The sequence below is a fragment of the Empedobacter sp. UBA5924 genome (genome assembly GCF_002431085.1).
Classification (GTDB): Bacteria; Bacteroidota; Bacteroidia; order Flavobacteriales; family Weeksellaceae; genus Empedobacter; species Empedobacter falsenii_B.
The window spans coordinates 230-24193 of record NZ_DJDM01000023.1; the positions used below are offsets into that span (position 1 = coordinate 230).

A 23964-nucleotide genomic window follows, 5' to 3' on the forward strand; every position below is an offset into this window, starting at 1 on the left:
AGAGTATTGATATTAGTCCTGCATCTGTTCATGATATTTATTTTTTGAAAGATATAAAATCTCAACTATCAGATTGAGTGCTACTTGGTGATAGAGATTATTAGTTGCAAACAATTCAAATTGATTTATTTAATGAAGTTCATATACGATTAGAAACACCGAAAAGATCCAATCAAAAAGATTACAAACCTCAGTCTTATCCATTCAAAAAGTATCGAAAAANNAGAATTGAAACTTTATTTTCTATATTATGCGATTAATTTATTATTATAGGCAATTATGCAAAGACTTTTGAAGGGGTTAAAACCAGAATTCTAGCTAAAATTACTGCACTTACTGTGTTTCAGTACATTAACAAAACATACTTTAATCGAAATATTAATAATCTAAAAACTCAAATTATTTAAAATGCACAACGGGTACTGAATATAATAATGTAAAGTTATTTCTTTAAAGATGTTGGTAAATAAAAAAATAGATCACTTTTTGGAATTCTTAAAAAAAAGTTAGAGTTTTGTCTAAAATGTTATAAAATATAAAACTATGAGGAGAAGATTAACATCTTTGGGCTTATTAGCTTTCCTAGGATTAGGAACAGTGGCTTTTGCTCAAGTAACGGGTGTAGTTAACGATGCTAACAATTTTCCAGAGTCAGACGTAGAAGTAACTGTAAAAGGTACAGATAAAGTTGCGTATACAGACGGAAATGGAAATTTTAACATTGATGCTAAAGTAGGAGATACATTAGTAATCAATGGAAAAGAATTCAAAGTGACTTCTACTAATTTAGGAGCTTTGAAATATTCAGATGAAACTGCTTTAGAAGAGGTAGTTATTACAAGTATTTTCGATTCTCCTTCTAAATCAGGAGAAACAGTTGTGTCTGGTAAAAGTTTAGAAAATTTTAACCCTTCATTATCTGTTGATCAAATGTTAGGTGGAAAAGTTTCGGGATTAACTTCTCAAGCTCAGAATGGAGCGCCTGGAGCTACTTCTAATGTAACAATCCGTGGAGCTATGGGATTAGGTGGAGGTAATAAATCTCCATTATTTGTAGTGGATGGTACTTATATGTCAGTTACAGATATGAATACTATAAATCCACAAGATATTCAGGATGTTACTGTTTTGAAGGATGCTTCCCAATTAGCTATTTATGGTGCTAGAGGTGCAAATGGAGTTATTATAATCAAAACTAAAGGAGCTAAGAAAAATTCTAAATCATTTTCATATTCATCAAGAATTGGTTTTACTGAGATGATGAAACAAAATGATATGGATGTAATGAACTCAAGACAATTATTAGATTATCAAAATAGTTTATCCTCAATCAAAGGAGTAGCAGGTGGAGTGGCTAGAACACAAGCTCAGATTGATCGGTTAGCTCAGATTGATACAGATTGGAATGATTCATTTTTTAAGAACGGTTTAATAACATCTCATTATTTTAATATGGCTAGTAATATTGATGGAGATTCTCAATCTTTTTCAATTGGTTATGATAAAAATTCAGGAGCGGTTAACTATTACAAAGGTTTAGATAGAATTACAGGAACTCTTAATATTTCGTCTAAATTATCAGATAAAGCTAAATATGGAATTAATCTTAATGGGTCTTATCAAACATTAGATGAACCTAGAGATATTAATAACGGTCAAAATGCTTTTTACAGTGTTTTACAAAATAGACCATTTGCTAGTGTTTATAAGCTAGATAATGATGGAAATATCATATATAAAGCTAATGGAGATCCTACATTTAATCAATCTGTAAACGCTATGGGGTATAATGCATTAGATGAAATGTATTATACAAAGAATCAAACGAGAACGTTTAGATTATATGGTTCTGCATTTTTTGAATATGAACTAGCTAAAAATTTATTTGCTAGAACAACATTTGGAGCTACATACAGAAGATTACAATATGAAAATTTTACAGCTCCTTCTGCTAATTTAATGGCTATTTTAGGTTCTGGAGGATCGAAAAGTGATCAGAGTCTTGATAGGCTTGATTATAACTGGAGAAACGAGGTTAGTTATATAAAATCATTTAACAAACATAATATTAGAGCAACTATAGCTTCAGAGTATATTAATCAATCGAGCTATTCAATGTCTTTAAGTTCTCAAGGATTTCCTAATGATTATCAAGATGTACAAAGTTTAGCTACAACTAAATTACAGTCTTCAAATACTGCAAGATGGGCTGTGACTCGTTTTGGGTATTTAGGTTCTGTTAACTATGATTATGCAAGAAAATATTTTGTTGATGGTTATGTAAGAAGAGATGGAACTTCTTTAGCTGGATTAGATAATAAATATGGAACTTTTTGGGGAGCTTCTGTTGCTTGGGATATAGCAAAAGAAGACTTTTTAAGATCTAATAAATTTGTTAATAGTTTGATGTTGAAAGCATCTTATGGTGAAGTAGGAGATGATTCAGGTCTAGCAAGATATTCTAATTTGACTTTAATGTCTATGACTGGAACATATAATAGTCAAGGGATTGCTGCTCCATCTTTAAATATTGCAAATCCAAATACTACATGGGAAATTAATAAAAAATTAAATGTAGGATTAGATTTTGCTTTGCTTAATAGATCATTGACTGGTAATGTTTCGTATTTTAAAGATACACGTACAGATTTTTTATTTACTAAAGAGTTACCAAGAGAAACAGGTTCATTTACAACAACTATTAATGCTGGAGAATTAGTTTCTAGTGGGGTAGAGGTTGAGTTAAATTATGATATTATTAATAAGAAAGAGTATGGTTTAAGTGTATATGGTACTTTAACAAAAATGAAGTATAAAATAAATGACTTAAATGGTTTAGATGAATTAATAGTTTCTGGAACTGTTGAAGATATGAAACATATAAAAGGAGGAGCTCCGTATCAATTTTATATGGTGAAATTTGCAGGTATTAATAGAGATAATGGTAATGCGCAATACTATGATTTAGATGGGAATATAACTGAAACTTATGATGCAGGAGATGCAATAGCGACAGGTAAATCTCCTATGCCTACTTTAACAGGAGGTTTTGGATTAAATGCTAAGTTTTACGGATTTGATTTAAATGCAGATTTTGTTTTTAGTGCGGGAGGTTATACTTATAATAACACCTATCAAATATTAACTAGTCCTACAACAACTAATAATAAAGCTGTTCAAGCAAATGATTATTGGAGAAATCCAGGTGATCAAACAGAATTTCAACGTCCAACTTCAGCTGGATTTAGATATTCTACTCAATTCTTAGAGAAATCTGATTATTTAAACTTTAGAAGTTTATCTCTTGGATATACGTTTGACGAATTATTAAAAGGTACAGGTTTAAAAGGAGTTAGAATTTTTACACAAATACAAAACTTGGCTTTATGGACTAAATTCCATGGTAATCCTATTGCTGGGACTGCAAGTAGTGGATATGCTGTTCCTGGTGATTCTGGATTTATAGCAAACGCATATTCATTATTTTCATATCCAAATACAAGAACTTATTCATTAGGTTTAAATGTTAATTTCTAAAAAAAAAAGATGAAAAAAATTAAAATAACATTTTTAGCTTTATCATTATTATTATCATTTAATAGTTGTAGTGATGATGATATTATGCAAGATTCTCCTACAGGTACAGCTGTAGAGAATTTTTATCAAACTCCCGCAGATTTTACAAGAGCTATATTAGGAGTTTACCAAGGTTTTAAACAATCAGGGTACTATGCTGCATCTAACGGATCTTCAGACATAAATGTTTTAGGAGATATATTAGCAGATGATGTAATATTTAATACTAATGGTCGTCAGGCAAATAGGTTAGCGTCTACTCAATGGGAGTATGATGGAAATATGACTCCAACTTCAAAATATAATTCATCGTATAATATTATTATGCGAGCTAATTTAATTTTAGCTAATATAGATAATCTACCTGATGGAGATTTTAAACGTCAAATAAAAGGTGAAGCTTTAGCTTTAAGGGCATTGGTACATTTAGAGGTTGCAAGAACTTATGCTAAAATACCAACTCAAAGTGCAGATGCTTTAAGTTCGCAAGGGATACCATATATAGATAAATATATCCCTTTTGAATCTCCAGGTAGAGAAGAGAATGTTAAAGTAGTATATGATAAAATACTTAAAGATTTTACTGAAGCTTTAAGTAATTTAAACACAAGTACTGGTACTGATAGAATTAATAGTAATACTGTACAAGCGTTGTTAGCTAGAACTTATTTATACTTAGGGAATTATACTAAAGTGATTGAGTATGCGCAACCTGTTGTAAATAAGGTTAATCCTGTAGCTAAAGACCAATTGCTAAACATGTGGAAAGGTATAAATAGTAATGGAGTATTATTTGAAATTCCTTTTGTTTTAACAAATGATCCTGCAATTGGAGTTAGCTATAGTCAAGGAACAAGCAATGCTAATATCAATATGGAATATTCTGTAGATAAAAGATTTTATGAGTTATTTAATCCAACTACAGAGCCTGAAAGAATGTCAGCTAGTGTGAAATTATTTAATCCAGATAATGCAAATGGAAAGCCTACAATTGCTGTTAATAAATATATTTCTGGAAATCCAGCTACAAATATTCCAGGAGTAAATAATGGACGTTATTTGAGAGTTGAAGAAACTATCTTAGATTTAGCTGAAGCACAATATTTATCTGGTGATCAAGGAGGGGCTTTAGCAACATTAAATAAATTAAGAAACAATAGATATTCTTCTTATGCAGGAGGGGAAACTGGAGTAGCTATATTTGATGCAATTATTCTGGAAAGACGTAAGGAACTGGCTTTTGAAACTGGTGATAGATGGTTTACATTAAAAAGATTGCAAAATGTAAATGTACCTGCGCAATATAAAAATGGTATTCAAAGATCAGGAAATGGTTTTTATGCTGATGGAAGTGGAAGTGTTCCTGTTGGACAAACTTTAACACCTACTAGTCATAAATGGCAATTGCCTATTGATCAAGGAACAATCAATAGAAATCCTAATATGACCCAAACGTCAGGATATTAATTTAAGTAATAAAAAAGACTATCTTTTTAAGATAGTCTTTTTTTTATTGACATAATATTTGTAAATTCAATTAAATATAATTTGAATTATGAAAATTAAATATAGTATTATTTTTTTATTTTTTATATGCTATGTAAACGGTCAAGTTAATCTCGACCCATTGACAGTAGGTGTTTCTCAAGGTAGCCATAGAATTCAATTATCTAAAATTGATTTGTCAATAAAAGGTAATCCTTATTTAAAGGATGGACTTTCACCATTTACTATAGAAGGTGCTAATTCTAATGTAAAGTTATTGCGTTATAATCACTACTCTGATGAAATGGAGTATCTAAACGAGAATGTTTCTTATGACTTAGATAAGCTGCAGAATATGATTATTACTTTTATAAATAGTAATAAAAAATTTATTTATATAGAGCATTATAAATTAGAAGATGGTAATTTAGAATCTGGTTTTTTACAAATACTTTCAGAAGGAAAAAATATTAACCTTTATAAAAAGGAAAAAGTAATTTTAAAAGAAATTTTACAAAAAGAAGATATAATGGATGTCGGAACATTAACGAAAGAATATACATCTGATAAGCCAATTTATTTTATGAATTTTAAGAATGATATTATTTTAATTCCTAACAAGAAAAAAGAATTTATTAATTTTTTTAAAGATGATAAGATAAAAGCATATATAAATAAAGAAAAAATTAATTCTACAAACGAATCTGATTTAATAAAATTAACAAAGTTTATAAATAAATAATATCAAAACCTCGAAGTTTACTTCGAGGTTTTTTTATTTTATAAACTCCCAAGCTCTAATTTCGGCCCAAGAATGTTTATTGTTTTCTAATGGAAAACCACAATGTCCACCATATTTTGGCATTTCGAAAGTGCAAAATGTATGATTTTTAAAACGTTCGATAGGATAACAATCTTTCCCTAAAAAAGGATCATTTGCAGCGTTGACAATCAAACATGGTGTTTTGATATGATCTAAAACAGTTGCAGGCGAAGCTTTGTGATAGTAATCTTCTTTGCTGCTATAACCATGCATTGGTGCAGTAAAATAATCATCAATTTCATCAAATGTTTTGATCTTATCAATCATTTTTTCATTCAGAACTCCTGGAAATTGTTTTGCTTTTATTTTAAATTTTGGAACTAAAGTGCGTTTGAAATTTTTAAAATAAATTGTATTCGGAAATATTTTCAATGTGTCAGCACATGATTTTAGAGAAATTGGTGCAGAAAAAACAACAGCAGATTTTATCTTGTTCGAAACTTCATAACCTCCAAGATAATTCAAAACCAAAGCACCACCCATCGAATAGCCAATCAAATAAACTTCTTGATAATTTTCTTTCAACGCTTTTTCTACAACTCTGTGTACATCATCAATTGATCCATGATGATACAAACGACAAGTGTCATTCATTTCGCCTCCACAAGAGCGATGATTCCAAGCCAGAATATTAAATCCTTTATCATAAAAATAATCTGAACACGAATTAAGATACGTTCGTTTCGAATCGCCTTCTAATCCGTGAAAAAGTATAACTAATTTGTCTTTATTTTCTTGAAATCGCCAATCCAAATTCAGAAAATCGCCATCATCGGTTTCCATTTTTTCTCTTGTGTAATCTGGAACAGGATATTTCTTGAATTTCGCTGGAATAATAGTAGAAAGATGCGCATTTCGATTGATGAAATTAGGTGTAGGGTAAGTAGAATGTTCGATGTAAGGCATTTAAAATATTTTTACGTCAACTAAAAAATCCTTTTTAATTTCTTCATTTATATTAGCTAGAATCTTTGATTTTCCCATCAATAATTCTTGTCGCATCGCAGGAGAATTAATTTTTACATACAAAACTCTTTGTCTTACTTCAACTCGGTCCGTATATTTCTCGAAAAATTTTCCCATTACCGTTTGCCAAGCCTCTTCTGCTTTGACTTCCCAAATCAATTCTTCTTTTCCACTTTGTTTAATGAAATGCTCCAAAGCTTGACCAAGCGTTTGCTGATTACTTCTTTTTTCGTACTTTTTCATAAACGGAAAACTTTACTTTCAGAATTAATTTGTTTAATGATTTGCTCTGTTCTTTCGGGATGTGTATCGGTAATAAAGATTTGTCCAAAACGTTCTTCGTTCACTAATTTAATCAGTTGTGTTACACGGTGTTCATCCAATTTGTCAAAAATATCGTCCAATAATAATAATGGAGTGATGTTTAATGAAGATTTGATAACTTCTAATTGGGCTAATTTCAATGCAATTAAATACGATTTTTGTTGACCTTGCGAACCAAATTTCTTGATTGGATAATTGGTAATCGTAAACAATAAATCATCTTTATGTATTCCGGCTGTCGAATATTGCGTCGAACGATCTTTGTACAAAGCTTTTTTCAGAACCGTTTCAAAAGGTGCATCATTTAATTGCGAAACATATTCGATGTTCACTTTTTCTCGACCTTCTGAAATTTCATTGTAATATTTTAGGAAAGCTTCCAAAAAAGTTTGAATAAATTCTTTTCGAACTTCATGTATTTTCTTTCCTAAATGAATCAATTCTTCATCATAAATTTCCAAAGAAGTTGAATCAAATGTATTATTTGCAGCAAAGTATTTTAGCAAGGCATTTCGTTGAACTAAAACCTTGTTGTATCGCATCAAATCAGCTAAATATTGCTTATTCGATTGCGAAATAATATTATCCAAAAATTTGCGTCGAACTTCACTTCCTTCTTTGATTAAATCACTGTCATAAGGTGAAATCATCACTAAAGGATATTGACCAATATGATCAGAAATACGATCATACGATTTAGAATTTCGTTTTAATTGTTTGGGCTGACCAGAACGAACCAAGCAAAAAATCACATCAGCAGATTCATTTCGATCAAAAGTACCTTCTAATGTAAAAAAATCACAATCAAACTGAATATTCATCGCATCCGAATGATTCAGATACGATTTACTTAAAGCCAAATAGTGAATAGCATCCAAAATATTGGTTTTGCCTTTTCCATTTTGTCCTACAAAAGCATTAATTTTTGGTGAAAATTCGAAATTATTTTCATCAAAATTCTTGAATTGTCGCGCTTTAAGTTCTTTCAAATACATAAAAGCAAAATTACGATATTAATTAAGATTTATAAGATTGATTTGTGTAGTGATTGTCAAGCTGAATTTATTTCAGCTTCTCATCCTCTTTTTAATTTTGTATAGAATTATCATTCAGAGCTTGTTTCAGAATCTTTCTGCAGCATAATTTATTTTTTAATAACGTGATGTGAACCTGAAACGAGTTCAGGTTGACTTTATGAATTTTAATTAAATTCTTTCTAAAACAATGATTTTGAAACAAAATGTCGTGTTAAAAATCAAAATGATGTATTTTTGCATCTTTATAAGTAAGATTTAGAAAAATGGCAATTCAAAAACCATCGATTCCCAAAGGGACAAGAGATTTCTCGCCTTTAGAAGTGAATCGTCGTCAATATATTATCAATACGATTAAGAAACAATTCGTGTTATTCGGATTTTCTCCAATCGAAACACCTTCATTTGAGAATTTATCAACTTTAACAGGTAAATATGGAGAAGAAGGAGATCGATTAATTTTCAAGATTTTAAATTCTGGAGATTATTTAGCAAAAGTTGATGAGCAATTGTTAACAGATAGAAATAGTCAAAAAGTAATTGCGCAAATTTCTGAAAAAGCGTTGCGCTACGATTTAACTGTGCCTTTCGCACGTTATGTGGTGCAACATCAAAATGAAATTACATTTCCTTTCAAACGTTACCAAATTCAACCAGTTTGGCGTGCCGATCGTCCTCAAAAAGGTCGTTTCCGTGAGTTTTTTCAATGTGATGCAGATGTTGTAGGTTCGGATTCGTTATTACAAGAAGTTGATTTTGTACAATTGTATGATTCGGTTTTTACAGAATTAAAAACGCCAGTTGAAATTCATATCAACAATCGTAAAATTTTATCAGGTTTAGCAGAAGTAGCAGATATTTCGGCTCAATTGATTGATTTTACAGTGGCTTTAGATAAGTTGGATAAAATTGGTGAAGAAGCGGTAAAAGAAGAAATGCGTGGAAAAGGAATTTCTGATTCTGCCATCGAAATTTTATCACCTTTATTCTCAATGAACGGTGATTATAAAACTCAATTTGCACAATTAAAAGAAATTTTAAAATCTTCGGAAACTGGATTAAAAGGAATTGAAGAATTAGAATTTGTTTTTGAAAATACAACAAATATTGGTTTACAATCGGCTGAATTAGTTTTGAACTTGACATTAGCACGTGGTTTAGATTATTATACTGGAGCTATTTTCGAAGTGAAAGCGAAAATCGGAGAATTCTCTTCATCTATTGGTGGAGGAGGTCGCTACGATGATTTGACAGGAATTTTTGGATTGAAAGATATTTCTGGAGTAGGAATTTCTTTTGGATTAGATCGTACATATTTAGTTTTAGAAGAAAATAATTTATTCCCAGCTTTAGAAGATTCAACAAATATCCAAGCATTGTTCATTAATTTCGGAACGAAAGAAGCTGCTGAGGCAATGAAATTGGTAAAACAATTACGTCAAAGTGGAATTAATACAGAGGTTTATCCTGATGATGCAAAAATGAAAAAGCAAATGGGATATGCTGATAAAAAAAGAATTAAGAAAGTAATTCTTTTGGGTGAAAAAGAAATTGCTGAGCAAAAAGCGACAGTAAAAGATATGATTTCGGGAGAACAAACCGAAGTTGCTTTTGCTGATTTGGCTAACGCATTGTCTTAATATGTCTTAATTCAAATCTATTCAATATATTTGCAAACTATTTAATCAAGAATATAAAATGAGTTTATTAACAGTTGGTACAGTTGCCTTTGATAAATTAGAATCTCCTTTCGGGAAAACAGATAAAATCTTAGGTGGTGCCGCTACATATATCGGTATGGCGTCTTCTTTATTGGGCGTGGATACTGCAATCGTTTCAGTTGTTGGTGGAGATTTTCCACAAGAATACATCGATTTATTAATTTCAAAAGGAATTAATTTAGATGGAATGGAAATCGTAAAAGAAGGAAAAACATTCTTTTGGGAAGGTAAATACCATAATGATTTGAACACACGTGATACGTTAGCAACAGAATTGAATGTTTTAGAAACGTTTAATCCAATTGTTCCTCAAGATCGCAAATCTCCAGACGTTTTGATGTTAGGAAACTTACATCCATTGGTACAAAAAGGAGTGTTGACACAATTAGATAATCGTCCAGGTTTGGTTGTTTTAGATACAATGAACTTTTGGATGGATTGTGCTTGGAATGAGTTGATGGATGTGATCAAAGATGTTGATGTAATTTCTATTAATGACGAAGAAGCGCGTCAAATGTCAGGTGAATATAGTTTAGTGAAAGCTGCTAAAAAAATCATGACATTCGGACCAAAAACAGTTATCATCAAAAAAGGTGAACATGGAGCTTTATTATTCCAAGAAGAACAAGTTTTCTTTGCACCAGCTTTACCATTAGAAGATGTTTTCGATCCAACAGGAGCAGGAGATACATTTGCAGGAGGTTTCTCCGGATACTTAGCAAAAACAAACGATTTTTCTTTCGATAACATGAAACGTGCAATTGTTTACGGATCTGCATTAGCATCTGTAACATGTGAAAAATTCGGTACTGAATCATTAGGAGATTTAACACGTGATGGTTTAGCTGAACGTTTGAAAGAATTCAAAAAATTAATGGATTTCTCAATTAATTTATAAGAGAATTATTCATCAAAATATTTAAAGCCTTGCATTTGCAAGGCTTTTTTGTTTTATATTAGATTGTAAATTATTTATATGCAGATTATTCTTGAAATAATTTTTATTGCGATTAGTGAACTTATAATAGAAATTTTTGGAATACGAGTTCGATATATTATTTTAAAACTATTTAATCCAAAGTTAAATTTTGAGGAATTTTCTCAAAATGAATCAGGTTGGCATAAATTTTATAATGCAGTAGTAGGTTTGTTAATTCTAATTGGATTAATATTTGGTGTTGCTTTCTTATATTTTAATTAAAATGAAAAACAAAATTATACATCTTCTCATATTGGCATTTTCCTCTTTACTTTCTGGAATAATGATTTCGAAAATGTCATTCATCGGTAAAATAGGAATCACAATTATTTACAACGAATATACGATCCTGAAATCGTGGTGGAAAACAGCCTTGTTATTATTCGCTATACAAGCTGTTATTTTTATCGTATTATCCATTTGGAATGAGAAAACAACGAAACGTTTTAAACGTTTGTTATTGCCTCTCATTTTCCTTTTTATGGGAATTATTGGATTAATTTATTGCTATTACGATTTTACTGAAACCTCACATCGTTTATTGAAAAAGACTTTCCATTTCGGATTTTATATTTTTTGGTTTACGTGGTTTGGGAATTGTATATTTTTTATGACAAAAAAATCTCAAAAAGTAGAAGAAATTCCGCAAGAAACAGAAGTGTATTAAAATAAAAAGCTCATCAAATTTTGATGAGCTTTTGCTTTTGTGACCGAGACAGGATTCAAACCTGTAACCTCTTGAGCCGTAATCAAGTGCGCTATTCAGTTGCGCCACTCGGCCATTCCGGATAAGAAACTATTGTTCTTATTTTGGACTGCAAATATAAAGACTATTTTTGAATCTGCAAATATTTTTTTAAATAAAATTATCCTCGATCTCTATCGCTTATGAGCATCATCATAAAACTCAAAACAAAAAGTGTATCATTTTCGGATGATTGATATTGATTTAATTTAAATTTTCGTCCAAAGAATGAAGGTTCTTTTGATACTTCCATCATTTCTCTTCCTTGTAAATCAGTTAAAACATATTTTGGATTGAAAATATAACCTGAGAAAAATCCTACAACGGGAATTTCTCCAACCATTCCGTCCATCATACGCGTAAAACCACTACGTTCGTTGATTGTAAATAAATGATTATCATTTGCGTCGTAAATATGAAAAGTCGCTTTCCAAAAGGATTTGAAAGTTTTTCGTTTTGCTTTACCAACAACATTTCCGTTCGCATCTGTAATGGTAAAAGTTTGTTGAAAATCGATGATTTTATTCGAACGAAGTTGAAAAAGTTCTTCTTTTTTCGATGAATCACGGTAGATTTTAATCACATCTCGCCACGAAAGAATTTTTTCGCGTACATAAAACACAGGTTGATTATTAGCATCTGTTACAGAAAAATCATTGGAAAAAGTTGCAATATAAAACTTTATATCAAGCGGAAATTTTAGGTTGTTTAAATTCATAAGTATTGAGTAATTTTTATCAAAAATAGATTTTTTTCTGACATAAAAAAAGGTTCAGAATTTCTGAACCTTAAGTTTATAAATAATTTCTTACTTCATCTAAATGTGTAATTGTAGGAACATCATCCATCGAAAAATTATCATCTAATCGATCAAAGAAAATCGCTGACATTCCGAAAGCTTTTGCGCCAACAGCATCCGCAATCCAATCGTCACCAATGTAAATTGATTCATCTTTTTTAGCACCAGATTTTTCCATTGCCAAAGAAAAAATACGAGGATCAGGTTTCAAGATTTTGATTTCGTCTGCATAAGTCACCGTATCAAAAAAACCATTTAATTCTGATGTTTCAATTTTACGTTTCGAAACTTCGATAAATCCATTTGTGATAATGTGTAATTGATATTTTGGTTTCAAATAATCCAACAATTCCATTGCTCCATCCACCACTTCATTGTAATTGGTAATCGTTTCCATGTATTCATCTTCAAAAATCTTTGCTAGAGCATCATTATCAATCCCAAGATTATCAAAAGCTTCTTTGAAACGACGAGCACGTAATTCTTCTTTTGTAATTTTTTTGTCACGAATCAAAGCCCAAAGACCTTCGTTGCTATCGTGATAAAATGGATGAAATTCCTCGAATGTAAAACCATATCTATTTTCTACATCATACTTTTTGTAAAGCTCATCTAGCGCGAATTTTGCATTTTTTCTGAAATCCCAAAGTGTGTTATCAAGATCGAAAAAAACGTGTTTTATTGTGTTCATAAATGCAAAGCTAAGGATTTTATGTAGATTTGCTGATGAAGAAAATATCAATTGAAAGCGAAGTTAGAAAAATTTAAAACGAAGAATGCCAAAGGTGTTTTGTCTTTGTTGGTAGGTAACACAATTGCGCAAGTGATTATGTTTATTGGCGGAATTATTTTGGCTCGAATTTATGGTCCAGAAGCATCGGGAACTTACAATGCTTTTTTGAGTTTTGTGGCCATTCTTTCTATTTTGACAACATTTCGTTTAGAGAATATTTTCGTGATTTCGAAATCATCGAAAGCGATTAGAAATTTGTTTACAACCTTATTATTAGTGAGTAGTATTGTAACGATTTTATTCTTTTTGGGTTATGCTATTTTAGAAAAAATTTTCACATTCAAAACCTCCTTATTTATTGTTTTCTTAAGTTGTGTTGCAGGGGTATTTACAGCTTGGAACAATGTACAAAATACGTTGTTTACAAAGTATAAATTATTCAAAAGTATTTCGACTGGATTTGTGATTAATGCGTTGTTTTCGGTTTTTTTTCAGTTCATTTTTTATTGGATAGGCTACAAAGAAACAGGATTGATTTATGGAACAATTTTCGGAACTATTTTGTCTTGTGCATATTATTTTTCAATTACAAAAGGACGATTTTCTTCCATTGACTTTGGGTTGGCTAAACGAACAATTTCTAAGAACAAAGAAATCATAAAATATACATTACCCTCAGAATCGTTGAATGCAATTGCTAACAATTTATTGCCAATTATGATCGCGATTTATTTCTTGAAAGAAGATGTAGCTTTTGTGGGAAATTCAGCTAAAGTTTTGGTTGTTCCTTTGACGTTGCTTTCCAATTCGATGTCGAAAGTTTTCTTTCAGAAATCTGCTGCAATGATTGATCATCGTTCACATCAATTATATGATTTATCGAAAAAAGTGGTGCTGTACAATGTTGGAGCAATTGCTGTTTTTCTTTTGTTGATGAATTGTATCGGAATTTTTATTCTCGAGTGGATGCTTGGACCAGAATGGCGAGGTCTGCATATTATGACGTGGATACTTTCATTTTGGATTTTGTGTCGTTCTGCAATGAATCCTATTCAGCAAATAGTTGTGGTTATCAAGAAAAATCATTACGCACTATACTTCAATATTTATTTGGTTTTCGTCACATTGATTACTTGTGTGATTGGCGGACTAAATAAAAACATACTTTTGACGTTATCTCTATATTCTTTCTTTGCAGGAATGGGCTATTTGGTTCAACTTTACTTTGTAATGAAAGAACTGAAACGTTATAAAAAGTTAGGTGAATAATTCGAGAAAAAATATTTTAGCTTTAGCATCTTGGTATCCGAGTAGAATTTTTTTAGATAATGGAGATTTTATTCAGCGCCATTTACGTTCTATCTCTACTTTAAATAATGTGACGCTTGTTCATGCAGTAAAAGATGAAAATTTAAAATCTAATTTTGAAATAGATGATTCTATCAACCAAAATGTAAGGGAAATAATTGTTTATTTTAAACCATCTTTTTTTCGTCCGTTTAATTTAATCAAACAATTTATAGCTTTTCTGAAAGGAGTTTCTTTGGTTAATAATTTTGATATAATTCATCTCAATGTTGTTTATCCAGCTGGTTTAGTTGCTTTGTTTTTGAAAAATAAATACAAAAAACCAATAGTTTTAACAGAGCATTGGACAGGATTTTCTCCAGAACGTTTTATTTCATTTCCATTTTACAAGAAGTTTTTAATTAAAAAAATACTTAGAAAGGTAGATGTTTTAACGCCTGTTTCAAATGATTTAGCACAGAAAATACTTAAAATTTATCCTATAACAATTGTAAAAATTATTCCAAATGTTGTGGATGTAGAATTGTTTTCGGTAAAAGAAGATTGTAAAATAAAAAGAATAACTTTTTTACATCTTTCGCATTTAGAAAATGAACATAAAAATATTTTAGGAATGTTGAATGTTGTTAAAAAGTTAGTTGATAATGGCTATGATTTTGAATTTCAGATTGGAGGAAATGGAGATTTAACTTTGATTAATAATTTTGTTGAAGAAAATAATTTGTCTGCTTTTGTAAAATCTTTTGGGCGATTACAACATTTTGAAGTGAATCAAAAGATGAAAAATGTGAATTGTTTTGTACTTTTTAGTAATTATGAAAATCAACCTTGTGTACAAATAGAAGCTTTTGCTTCGGGAATTCCTGTTATCGCAAGTGATGTTGGTGGAATTAAAGAATTTATGCCAAATAATTTTGGATTTATTGTGAATAAAAATGATGAATCAGCACTTTATAAAGCAATGGTTGAGGTGATAGAAGGTTATGAATTTGCAACACCAAAGGAATTAAATAATTATGTTTTGAATAATTTTTCTAAGGAAGAAATTGCTCAACAATTTGATGATGTCTACACGAAAGTTTTAGAATGAAAGATTTAATCAAATTCATACAATCCTTTTTACAAAACAATGGTTTTTACGTTTTTTTATCTTTTGTGGTAGAAAAATTAGTGATGTTGATTAATACCATTTTCATTGTAAAAATGATTCCTCAAGATGAATTTGGTCGTATAACACTTATCGCATCTATCATTGGGTTTGTTACGCCATGGAATGGATTAGGTTCATTACAGGTTTTGATGAAATTTGGTGCTGGTGAAGAAAATGAACAAACACGTAAAGACCTAAGTCGAAAATTATTTAGAAATGGTGTTATTAATCAGCTTATTTTATGTAGTCTTTTTATTGTAATTGCTAATTTTTATGCCATAAAATTTGATCATTTATTGTGGATTATTCTCTTGTTTTCTGTTCGTCTTTTGGGCTTATTTTTCCAATCACATCTTACAATTGATTATCGTATAAATGGTTTTAATAAAAAGTTTGCTTCATTAAATATATTGATTAACTGTTTGGGACTGATTTTTACATTTTTCTTAACCATCAACTTTGGAGCAATTGGTTATATGATTTCGCTGGCGATTACACCTTTTATTAGTTTATTTTTCTATTCTAAAACAATTTTACAACAATCAATAAGTGGTTTAAGTGAAATGAATTGGAAAATGATGTGGAAATATGGAAGAATGGAATCTTTGGCTTATTTCGCTTCAGAGTTATTGTTTTCGATTGATATTGGAATGATTGCGATTTTTATGACAGATAAAGATATTGCTTTGTATAAAGTTGCGATTCTTTTGCCTATGAATTTATTATTTATTCCGACTATATTATTTCAAACCGATTTTCCTCGAATTATTAAAAATAGTCAGAACAAGGATTTTCTGAAATTTTATATAAAAAATTATTATAAGCTATTCATTCCTATAGGAATTAGTATTCTTTTAGGAAGTTATTTTCTTAGAGATTTTATAATCGAGTTATTTTTCAATAAAAGTTATTTAACTGGTGGTACAGTTTTTTTATTGCAACAATAGCAGTTGTTTTAGCAATGTTGTTTAGAGTATTATACATTAACTTGAATAGTACAATAGGAAGATCAGATTGGAATGTAAGAGTATCAATCCTCTCAATTGTTTGTTTAGTTATTTTTGATGCGCTATTAATTCCTTTTTATGGAATAGAAGGAGCAGCTTTAGGTATGTTAATAACTTTCTTAATTTCTGGATTATACGCATATTATTTGTTTAATAAGTATTTAAAAAATATTTAAAAATGTCATTATCAAAAAAAATATCAAAATTTATAAATGGATTTTTTCAAATTTGTAAGAATCCTTGGTTATTAAATATTATCATTGACCAAAATGAAAATTGGGAAAAGAAAACGCCAAATCATTATAAGAAAGGACTAAATCAAGTTTCTTTAGATCAATTATTTCCAAATTTTGACGGAAAATTAGATACAGTTGCTTTTTTAGATGGCGGTTCTTTGATTACAGATTTATTACTGCTGAAAAATGCGTGTAAAGAATTTGAACAATGTAAATATTTCGAAATTGGAACTTGGAGAGGAGAAAGTATTGTTAATTTGATTGATGTTGCTGATGATTTGAATACGTTAGATTTAGATACAAAGGATTATAAAACGTATAACTTTTCACAAGATTATGAAAATGCACATGGTTTTTTTATAAAAGATAAATCTAAAATAAAACAACATTTAGGAGACTCGACTAAATTTGATTTTTCAGGATTGAATAAAAAATTTGATGTAATTTTTATCGATGGAAATCATCGTTTTGATTTTGTAGTTTCGGATACAAAAAATGTTTTTGAACATCTGATTCATGAAAACTCTATCGTTATTTGGCATGATTATGCATTCTCGCCAGAAAAGATACGTTTTGAAATATTGAATGCAATTATAAAAGGAGTTCCTAAACAATTTCATAAAAATCTATATCATGTAGAAAATACAATGTGTGCTATTTATACACCAAAGAATTATGAAGGAAATATTCTTAAACTTTACGATAATCCAAAGAGAATTTTTTCTATAGATTTAAAAATTAATTAATGAGAAACAACATGCTTCTGTAGTAGTTTCTGAATATAAAATTTATAACGATTCTTTTTTATAAAAATTGCTGGGTTAGAAATACAATTATCCATCGGAAGTCGCTGAATATTTGTTGAAATCTCATCGTTTTTTATTCCTGCCGTACCAAATGTAAAATCGGATTTTATAGTATTAAAAAAGTTTATAGAAACTCCATCATCTGTAAAAGGAAAAGAAAAAACTCGATAATCCAAATTAAACTTTTGTTGGATAAAATCTAAACTTTCATTTGTCTCTATAAGTTGTTGTTCAAAAGAAATATCGCGATAATAAGGATGATTCATTGAATGTGCGCCAATTGTAAAGCCTTGATGAATTAATGCTTTAATTTCATTTTCATTCAAATAAATTTCAACATCATTTAGTTTTATTTCTTGTTTTAAAATTAATGAATTAATTTTTTTAAGATCATGAATAGAATAATTTAAAAGTTCTTTTTTAAGGTTATTGTCTGTAATGTTTTCTAAAATGAAAGCAACTTTATACCGATAAAAAACTTCTTGATTGTCAATAAAATTTGGATTGATAAAAAAAGTTGCATCTAAATTTCGTTCTTTTAATATTGGAGCAATTATAGAGTAACATTGTTTCAAACCATCATCAAAACTAAGATGAAAGTAATTTTCTTGAGGAATAGAACCATTTTTTTCGTATAAATCAATTAATTCAATCATAGAAATATTGACATAATTTTTCTGAAAAAAATCTAATTCACGTTGAAATTGATCAATAGATTTTAATGGATATAATTGATCGATATGAATTAATCTTTTATCTGAAACTGTATGGTAAAAAGGAAATATATTTTTTTTGAATAAATTTAATATCATAAAATAGCAGTCTTAACGTTTGTAAGTAATGAATGCAATTAAAACATTTTATAAAAAAATATTTTCCGAAAAGATAAGAATTAATAATAGAAAAAATTTAAAGAAATTGAATGGATTATTTCTGAAAGGAAATAATTTTTATTGTAATTGTTGCGAACAATCTTTTTCTAAGTTTTTGGATAAATCAAACGGTATAGATAACCGAGAAAATGCTGAATGTCCAAATTGTGGTTCATTAGAAAGGACAAGAGTTTTGTTAGAGTTTATAAAAAATGAAACAGATTTATTGGTTAAACCGAATAAATTATTGCATATTGCTCCAGAAGACGCATTGAAAAATATTTTTAAACAGACCGATAATTTACGTTATATCAATGCTGATATTAACATTAATCTTGCTGATGAAGAAATGGATATTACTTCAATAAATTATCCTGATAACACATTTGATTATATAATTTGTTGTCATGTTTTAGGGCATATTCCAAACGAAAAAAAGGCAATTGATGAATTGTTTCGCGTTCTAAAAAAAGGAGGAAAAGCTTTGATTCAAACTCCTATTCATCCAATAAATAATACGTTTGAAAATGCTGAATTTAAGACAGAAGAAGAACGATTAAAAAATTATGGCGAAAAAGATTTATTGAGATTGCATGGACAGGACTTTCAAGAAAGATTAAAACGTGAAAATATAATTGTCGAAAAAATAGATTATCGAAATAAAATTGATCATAATTTAGCAAAGAAACTTTCTGTTGGAAATGGCTATCGTGAATTAATTTTTCTTTGTCAAAAAGTCTAAATTAGAATAGTTTGTATAATGATTTTTTATAGCACCAAAACCTTGCATAAATTTAGCTATAGAAGGAATCATAGAACCTTCGAAATCAAGTGTTAATTCTGAATTAGAAAAGTTTTTGATAATGTAATCTATTATGTAAGCTGATCCAAAATTACTTTTTGAATTCTTATTTCTTGCAAAAGCAAAATTATAAACTCGATTTTTAGAAATCATGATTAGTTGACAACCAATTAAATTTTCTTCTTGATCAAAAATTTCATAAATATTAATAATTTTTTGATTAAATAAACTTTGAATTTTTTCTTGCGAATAGTTTATTAAATTATTTGCGATCAAATATTCATAAGATGAATTTATTTTGAAAAATCGATTTAATTGAGTAACTTTTTCAATGTTATAATTGGATTTTTCTACTTTACGAATTTCATTTTTTCTATTTCTACTGTAATTTGAAAATAAAATTTCATAATCTTGATTCAAATCTAAAATATAATTAACCTTTTTCTGTCCCTTCGGTTCAAACATCTCTGTATTTTCCTCATTAAAAGCATAAGCTCTCACTAAATTTCGATGTAGTTTTTTCTCAAAAAGTTGAAAAGTTTCTTTTGAGAAATTTTCTTGATGAAAAACTCCTAATTGTTGACAATAAATTGGTTGTGTAATAAATTTTATACCAATTTTTTTTGTATATGGCAAAGGCATTATGGCTTCATAATCGTTCAAAACATAACAATCCCAATTGTTTTCAACTAAAGCATCCAAATAAAAAACTTCGGCATAAATGCGGTAATTCACCGATTTGTTGAGACATTCGGTATATTTATTAACATCTAATTTTTTTCGAGAAACTCTTTTTATCATTTAAAAATACTTTCGTAAACTTTTCGCCATTCAGTCCAATCTTCGTTCAAGTTTGATTGGTGGAATAATGTTATAAACGTTCCGTTTGTGGCTTTAATTGTTTGTTTCAATCGTTTTATTTCCTCTAAAGCTTGTTGCGGTGTTAATTTTAAATAATTTTTCAATGTAACATCCATTGCGACAAAAGGATATATTTTTAACAATGTTTGTTGATTTCTTGATAAGTCAAACCATTTGAATGGAGTAGATGTTCCAGCTCTAAAGCCTAATTGATGTGGGAATCCCATGGTGTAATCTTCCAAAATTTCATTTATTAACAATTGTTGATAAGTGTAAGGGAAATTCAATTTAATGAAATGTTGACGTGATTTTTTTATCGGTTGATTGCTAATTTTTTCTAATCGATTAATTTCAATTGTTAATTTATTTTCATCAAAATTAGATTGATAAGAAGGGTGAATTCCAATTTTTGCCCAAGTTGAAATGTTATTTATTAAATTTTTTTGAGCATTATTTTTCCAATGATGATTTTTATCGAAAGTAGAATAATCGCCCAATAACCAAAAGAAAACTGTTTCGATTTGATGTTTTTCAGCTAAAACTTTCAAATAATCAAATGTATCGTAAGGATCTTTTTTTTGCTGATTTAAAATTTTGATTTGATTCTGAAATTCTTTGAAATCACCTTTTAAAATTTTCTTTGAAAGTGAACCAAATTTTATTTTAGGAGAATGATGAAGATATTTCCATGCATAATCTACGTCATGAGTATTAATCTGTTTGAAAACTCTCTGTTTAAAATAAATTTCAGGAAATTTAGACTTTATCTTTTTTTGAATTTCAATACAAATTTCATCTACAATTGGTTTCGAATAATCTAAATCCGAACCTAAAAAACGATTGTGTTTATCAAATTTTTCTGGTTTTGCAATGTATTCTTCATAACGAGAAAGCCAATAAAAACATTTCCCAAATTCGTTTAAAATTGAATAATCAACATTTTCTTGAATGGTAGTTTCCAATAAAATATCATCAACTTTATAATTGATTTCATTTTCTAAAAATTGATTTGAAAAGTTGATTTTTGGTAAAATTGATTGTGAAAACTCATCAAAATCTGTAGTCGTTTTGTAGTCAATTCCAGAAAAATTATGAAAAATAAAATCGAAAATATATTCAATTCGATTCGTTATTTTTTCTGTAAATATGATGATTTTTTGACTCAAAATAGTTTTCAATAAAGCTTAAAGATATCAAATTAGACCATCATCCGCAAATGAATAAAAATCTTTTTGAGAAACAATAATGTGATCTAAAACTTGAATATCTAAAAGAGTGGCACCTTCTTTTATTTTTCGAGTAATGTGTATATCAGACTGACTTGGAGTAAGATTTCCAGAAGGATGATTGTGAGAAAGTATCATTCCAGTTGCCATTAACTCTAAGGCACGTTTAAAAATTACTCGAATATCGACAGCGGTTTGATTAATTCCACCTCGTGAAATTTGCTCAGTTTTAATGATTCGATTTCCTTGATTGAGAAACATTACCCAAAATTCTTCGTTTGGTAAATCACCAATTTGTTGTTGTAAAATTATGGCTGCGTCTTTGCTTGAAGTAATTTTGTCGCGTTCTAAAATCTCTTGCGAATTTCGTCTTCTTCCAATTTCCATTGCTGTGATTATCGAAATTGCTTTTGCTTCTCCAACTCCTTTGAATTTGCATAAATCTACAATTGAATATTTTGCTAATTCATTCCAATTATTGTTTGCAGAATTTAAGATTCGTTTTGCTAACTCTACAGCGGATTCATCACGATTTCCACTTCCCATGATAATCGCTAACAATTCGGTATCAGAAAGTGACGAACGCCCTTTTAAAGCTAATTTTTCGCGAGGACGATCATCTTCATTCCAGTTTTTTATCGAATTTTTATTCTCTAAGTAATCCATTTATATAAGGGATTGATTTTGTATTTTACAATATAATAAAAAAAGCTCGAACAAATTTGTTCGAGCTTGATATTTAATGAAATAGTTTTTTTTATTTATTGACTTTTGCCCAAGTATCTTTAAGGGTAACTGTTCTATTGAAAATTAACTTTTCTGTAGAAGAATCACGATCTAAAGCAAAATATCCAATACGTTGAAACTGGAATTTATCCTCCACTTTGGCTTCTTTCAAAGCAGGCTCAGCAAAACCTTCTTTTACAGTTAAAGAATTTGGATTGACAAATTGTAAAAAGTCAACATCTTTCTCTGCATCTGGAGATTCAACTGTAAATAAACGATCATATTCTCGAACTTCGATCGGAATATTCTCTGTTGCAGAAACCCAATGCAACGTACCTTTTACTTTACGTTTAGAAGCTTCAGTTCCACTTCCAGACTTCGTTTCAGGATCGTAAGTTGCATAGATTGTTGTGATATTTCCTTCAGCATCTTTTTCTACTCTTTCAGCTTTAATGAAATATGCACCTTTCAAACGAACTTCGTTTCCTAATGATAAACGGAAGAATTTTTTAGGCGCTTCTTCCATAAAATCTTCACGTTCGATGTAGATTTCTCTTGTGAAAGGAACGATACGAGTTCCAGCTGTTTCATCTTCCGGATTATTCTCAATTTCTAATTCCTCCACTTGTCCTTCTGGATAATTTTCGATTACCACTTTCACTGGATCAATAACAGCAAAAACACGAGGAGCAATTTTATTTAAATGATCACGAACAGAGAATTCTAATAACGAAATATCCAATACATTATCACGTTTTGCAACACCGGCTGTATTCCAAAAATTCTTAATCGATTCTGGCGTATAACCGCGACGACGCAAACCTGAAATAGTAGGCATACGTGGATCGTCCCAACCTGTTACAACTTCTTCTTGAACCAATTTCATCAACTTACGTTTACTTGTAATCATGTACGAAACATTACCACGAGCAAATTCGCGTTGTTTTGGTTTTTGAGGTTGATTTGGTAGTTCCACATTGTTCGCGTACCATTCGTATAAATCGCGATGATTTTTGAATTCTAATGAACATAATGAGTGTGAAATTCCTTCGATATAATCAGATTCTCCATGCGTCCAATCGTACATTGGGTACATTTTCCAAGTGTCTCCAGTACGGTGATGAGGACGTTTCAAAATACGATACATAACAGGGTCGCGCATGTTCATATTAGGAGAAGTCATGTCTATTTTTGCACGTAAAACATGTGTTCCTTCTTCAAATTCTCCCGCTTTCATTCGTTCGAAAAGATCTAAATTTTCTTCAACAGAACGATTTCTATAAGGAGATTCAATTCCTGGTTCAAAAGGTGTTTTACGTTGTTCATTAATCACTTCTGAAGACTGGTCGTCGATGTACGCTTTTCCTTCTTTAATTAATTGAACAGCCCAATCGTAAAGCTGCTGGAAATAATCAGAAGCATAGCGTTCTTCAGCCCACTCGAAACCTAACCATTTCACATCTTCGCGGATAGAATCTACGAATTCTTGCTCTTCTTTGTCAGGATTAGTGTCATCAAAACGTAAGTTTACAGGCGCATTGTAACGCTGTCCTAAACCGAAGTTTAAGCAGATTGCTTTTGCATGCCCGATATGCAAATAACCATTTGGTTCTGGTGGGAAACGAAAACGTAAATTTTCTTTCGGCATCCCGTTGGCTAAATCATCTTCGATGATTTGCTCAATAAAATTCAATGATTTTTTTTCTTCTTCCATTTTTTAATTACGATTGAGTTTGCAAAGGTACGAAATTGACAATAAATATAATGTCGAAAATTCCGGATTTT

The 23964-nt window shown here is 29.7% G+C and carries 22 protein-coding genes, 1 tRNA gene and 2 pseudogenes; 14 read left to right on the forward strand and 11 right to left on the reverse strand.

All coding sequences use genetic code 11. The features are described from left to right. From B3792_RS05950 to B3792_RS05965, 4 genes and pseudogenes are all read left to right on the forward strand, one after another. Positions 1-407 (forward strand): annotated as a pseudogene (locus B3792_RS05950) (transposase); the annotation flags it as partial. A gap of 136 nt (positions 408-543) precedes the next feature. Further along, positions 544-3537, forward strand: coding sequence for a SusC/RagA family TonB-linked outer membrane protein (locus B3792_RS05955; RefSeq protein ID WP_291069140.1), 2994 nt, complete (start codon positions 544-546; stop codon positions 3535-3537). 9 nt (positions 3538-3546) lie between these two features. Further along, positions 3547-5043: a RagB/SusD family nutrient uptake outer membrane protein gene (locus B3792_RS05960; protein WP_291066651.1), complete on the forward strand. Its 1497-nt coding sequence runs from the start codon at positions 3547-3549 to the stop codon at positions 5041-5043. A gap of 88 nt (positions 5044-5131) precedes the next feature. After that, positions 5132-5803, forward strand: a complete 672-nt coding sequence (locus B3792_RS05965) for a hypothetical protein (protein WP_219033889.1) — start codon at positions 5132-5134, stop codon at positions 5801-5803. A 33-nt stretch (positions 5804-5836) separates the two neighbouring features. On the opposite strand, the gene B3792_RS05970 is transcribed toward B3792_RS05965, so the two are convergent. The 3 genes from B3792_RS05970 to recF are packed head-to-tail and all read right to left on the reverse strand — an operon-like array spanning position 5837 to position 8169. Continuing rightward, positions 5837-6790 (reverse strand): YheT family hydrolase, encoded by a 954-nt coding sequence (locus B3792_RS05970; RefSeq protein WP_291069142.1) that lies wholly within the window; start codon positions 6788-6790, stop codon positions 5837-5839. After that, positions 6791-7093: a DUF721 domain-containing protein gene (locus B3792_RS05975; RefSeq protein ID WP_180905351.1), complete on the reverse strand. Its 303-nt coding sequence runs from the start codon at positions 7091-7093 to the stop codon at positions 6791-6793. Next, complete coding sequence (recF, locus tag B3792_RS05980; RefSeq protein ID WP_280051184.1) at positions 7090-8169, reverse strand: DNA replication/repair protein RecF; 1080 nt, start codon at positions 8167-8169, stop codon at positions 7090-7092. Before recF ends, B3792_RS05975 begins: the two co-directional genes overlap by 4 nt. A 305-nt stretch (positions 8170-8474) precedes the next feature. Here recF and hisS point away from each other — a divergent pair, with 305 nt between their 5' ends. The 4 genes from hisS (at position 8475) to B3792_RS06000 (ending at position 11575) form a co-directional block, all read left to right on the forward strand. Further along, complete coding sequence (gene hisS / locus B3792_RS05985) at positions 8475-9848, forward strand: histidine--tRNA ligase (protein WP_291049760.1); 1374 nt, start codon at positions 8475-8477, stop codon at positions 9846-9848. Between the two features lie 58 nt (positions 9849-9906). Continuing rightward, positions 9907-10827 carry a PfkB family carbohydrate kinase gene (locus B3792_RS05990; protein WP_180905348.1) on the forward strand — a complete coding sequence of 307 codons (921 nt, stop codon included), beginning with the start codon at positions 9907-9909 and terminating at the stop codon, positions 10825-10827. Between the two features lie 78 nt (positions 10828-10905). After that, positions 10906-11130: a hypothetical protein gene (locus tag B3792_RS05995; RefSeq protein WP_219033884.1), complete on the forward strand. Its 225-nt coding sequence runs from the start codon at positions 10906-10908 to the stop codon at positions 11128-11130. Between the two features lies 1 nt (position 11131). Beyond that, the gene (locus tag B3792_RS06000) at positions 11132-11575 is read left to right on the forward strand and encodes a hypothetical protein (protein ID WP_257468033.1); all 444 of its coding nucleotides are present in this window, start codon (positions 11132-11134) and stop codon (positions 11573-11575) included. A 40-nt stretch (positions 11576-11615) separates the two neighbouring features. Here the strand turns inward: B3792_RS06000 and B3792_RS06005 are convergent. From B3792_RS06005 to B3792_RS06015, 3 genes and pseudogenes are all read right to left on the reverse strand, one after another. Next, positions 11616-11689: transfer RNA gene (locus B3792_RS06005), tRNA-Arg, on the reverse strand. 85 nt (positions 11690-11774) lie between these two features. Then, positions 11775-12401 (reverse strand): annotated as a pseudogene (locus B3792_RS06010) (LURP-one-related family protein); the annotation flags it as partial. A 46-nt stretch (positions 12402-12447) separates the two neighbouring features. Next, entirely contained in the window at positions 12448-13143 is a 696-nt protein-coding gene (locus B3792_RS06015) for a YjjG family noncanonical pyrimidine nucleotidase (protein WP_286495339.1), read from the reverse strand. A 51-nt stretch (positions 13144-13194) separates the two neighbouring features. On the opposite strand from B3792_RS06015, the gene B3792_RS06020 reads away from it, so the two are divergent. The 5 genes from B3792_RS06020 to B3792_RS06035 are packed head-to-tail and all read left to right on the forward strand — an operon-like array spanning position 13195 to position 17632. After that, positions 13195-14454 carry a lipopolysaccharide biosynthesis protein gene (locus B3792_RS06020; RefSeq protein ID WP_291049752.1) on the forward strand — a complete coding sequence of 420 codons (1260 nt, stop codon included), beginning with the start codon at positions 13195-13197 and terminating at the stop codon, positions 14452-14454. Continuing rightward, positions 14447-15583: a glycosyltransferase family 4 protein gene (locus tag B3792_RS06025; RefSeq protein ID WP_291053423.1), complete on the forward strand. Its 1137-nt coding sequence runs from the start codon at positions 14447-14449 to the stop codon at positions 15581-15583. Before B3792_RS06020 ends, B3792_RS06025 begins: the two co-directional genes overlap by 8 nt. Then, positions 15580-16590 (forward strand): polysaccharide biosynthesis protein, encoded by a 1011-nt coding sequence (locus tag B3792_RS06030; RefSeq protein WP_291069144.1) that lies wholly within the window; start codon positions 15580-15582, stop codon positions 16588-16590. The genes B3792_RS06025 and B3792_RS06030 overlap by 4 nt, the downstream gene beginning before the upstream one ends. A 14-nt stretch (positions 16591-16604) precedes the next feature. Beyond that, entirely contained in the window at positions 16605-16826 is a 222-nt protein-coding gene (locus tag B3792_RS14105) for a polysaccharide biosynthesis C-terminal domain-containing protein (protein WP_291075769.1), read from the forward strand. A gap of 2 nt (positions 16827-16828) precedes the next feature. Then, positions 16829-17632 (forward strand): class I SAM-dependent methyltransferase, encoded by an 804-nt coding sequence (locus B3792_RS06035; RefSeq protein WP_125349542.1) that lies wholly within the window; start codon positions 16829-16831, stop codon positions 17630-17632. Here B3792_RS06035 and B3792_RS06040 read toward each other — a convergent pair. After that, positions 17629-18504, reverse strand: a complete 876-nt coding sequence (locus B3792_RS06040) for a polysaccharide deacetylase family protein (RefSeq protein ID WP_280051190.1) — start codon at positions 18502-18504, stop codon at positions 17629-17631. The two genes, B3792_RS06035 and B3792_RS06040, sit on opposite strands and share 4 nt — an antisense overlap. 106 nt (positions 18505-18610) lie before the next feature. On the opposite strand from B3792_RS06040, the gene B3792_RS06045 reads away from it, so the two are divergent. Then, entirely contained in the window at positions 18611-19306 is a 696-nt protein-coding gene (locus B3792_RS06045; protein ID WP_185144150.1) for a class I SAM-dependent methyltransferase, read from the forward strand. Here the strand turns inward: B3792_RS06045 and B3792_RS06050 are convergent. The 4 genes from B3792_RS06050 to B3792_RS06065 all read right to left on the reverse strand — a co-directional run bounded on the left by B3792_RS06050 (position 19280) and on the right by B3792_RS06065 (position 23893). Then, entirely contained in the window at positions 19280-20167 is an 888-nt protein-coding gene (locus B3792_RS06050; protein ID WP_219033877.1) for a hypothetical protein, read from the reverse strand. The genes B3792_RS06045 and B3792_RS06050 overlap by 27 nt on opposite strands. After that, the gene (locus B3792_RS06055; protein ID WP_125349538.1) at positions 20164-21393 is read right to left on the reverse strand and encodes a polysaccharide deacetylase family protein; all 1230 of its coding nucleotides are present in this window, start codon (positions 21391-21393) and stop codon (positions 20164-20166) included. The genes B3792_RS06050 and B3792_RS06055 overlap by 4 nt, the downstream gene beginning before the upstream one ends. A 27-nt stretch (positions 21394-21420) precedes the next feature. After that, a complete protein-coding gene (radC, locus tag B3792_RS06060) occupies positions 21421-22119 on the reverse strand; it encodes a RadC family protein (protein ID WP_125349537.1) in 699 nt (232 codons plus the stop codon). 91 nt (positions 22120-22210) lie between these two features. After that, the gene (locus B3792_RS06065; RefSeq protein ID WP_125349536.1) at positions 22211-23893 is read right to left on the reverse strand and encodes a glutamine--tRNA ligase/YqeY domain fusion protein; all 1683 of its coding nucleotides are present in this window, start codon (positions 23891-23893) and stop codon (positions 22211-22213) included. Between the last annotated feature and the right edge of the window lie 71 nt (positions 23894-23964).

What these genes read in the sequence shown, in the direction of transcription:
- B3792_RS05955 (WP_291069140.1), top strand. Translation starts at nt 544, where the DNA reads ATGAGGAGAAGATTAACATCTTTGGGCTTATTAGCTTTCCTAGGATTA.
- B3792_RS05960 (WP_291066651.1), top strand. Translation starts at nt 3,547, where the DNA reads ATGAAAAAAATTAAAATAACATTTTTAGCTTTATCATTATTATTATCA.
- B3792_RS05965 (WP_219033889.1), top strand. Translation starts at nt 5,132, where the DNA reads ATGAAAATTAAATATAGTATTATTTTTTTATTTTTTATATGCTATGTA.
- B3792_RS05970 (WP_291069142.1), bottom strand. Translation starts at nt 6,790, where the DNA reads ATGCCTTACATCGAACATTCTACTTACCCTACACCTAATTTCATCAAT.
- B3792_RS05975 (WP_180905351.1), bottom strand. Translation starts at nt 7,093, where the DNA reads ATGAAAAAGTACGAAAAAAGAAGTAATCAGCAAACGCTTGGTCAAGCT.
- recF (WP_280051184.1), bottom strand. Translation starts at nt 8,169, where the DNA reads ATGTATTTGAAAGAACTTAAAGCGCGACAATTCAAGAATTTTGATGAA.
- hisS (WP_291049760.1), top strand. Translation starts at nt 8,475, where the DNA reads ATGGCAATTCAAAAACCATCGATTCCCAAAGGGACAAGAGATTTCTCG.
- B3792_RS05990 (WP_180905348.1), top strand. Translation starts at nt 9,907, where the DNA reads ATGAGTTTATTAACAGTTGGTACAGTTGCCTTTGATAAATTAGAATCT.
- B3792_RS05995 (WP_219033884.1), top strand. Translation starts at nt 10,906, where the DNA reads ATGCAGATTATTCTTGAAATAATTTTTATTGCGATTAGTGAACTTATA.
- B3792_RS06000 (WP_257468033.1), top strand. Translation starts at nt 11,132, where the DNA reads ATGAAAAACAAAATTATACATCTTCTCATATTGGCATTTTCCTCTTTA.
- B3792_RS06015 (WP_286495339.1), bottom strand. Translation starts at nt 13,143, where the DNA reads ATGAACACAATAAAACACGTTTTTTTCGATCTTGATAACACACTTTGG.
- B3792_RS06030 (WP_291069144.1), top strand. Translation starts at nt 15,580, where the DNA reads ATGAAAGATTTAATCAAATTCATACAATCCTTTTTACAAAACAATGGT.
- B3792_RS14105 (WP_291075769.1), top strand. Translation starts at nt 16,605, where the DNA reads ATGTTGTTTAGAGTATTATACATTAACTTGAATAGTACAATAGGAAGA.
- B3792_RS06035 (WP_125349542.1), top strand. Translation starts at nt 16,829, where the DNA reads ATGTCATTATCAAAAAAAATATCAAAATTTATAAATGGATTTTTTCAA.
- B3792_RS06040 (WP_280051190.1), bottom strand. Translation starts at nt 18,504, where the DNA reads ATGATATTAAATTTATTCAAAAAAAATATATTTCCTTTTTACCATACA.
- B3792_RS06050 (WP_219033877.1), bottom strand. Translation starts at nt 20,167, where the DNA reads ATGATAAAAAGAGTTTCTCGAAAAAAATTAGATGTTAATAAATATACC.
- radC (WP_125349537.1), bottom strand. Translation starts at nt 22,119, where the DNA reads ATGGATTACTTAGAGAATAAAAATTCGATAAAAAACTGGAATGAAGAT.
- B3792_RS06065 (WP_125349536.1), bottom strand. Translation starts at nt 23,893, where the DNA reads ATGGAAGAAGAAAAAAAATCATTGAATTTTATTGAGCAAATCATCGAA.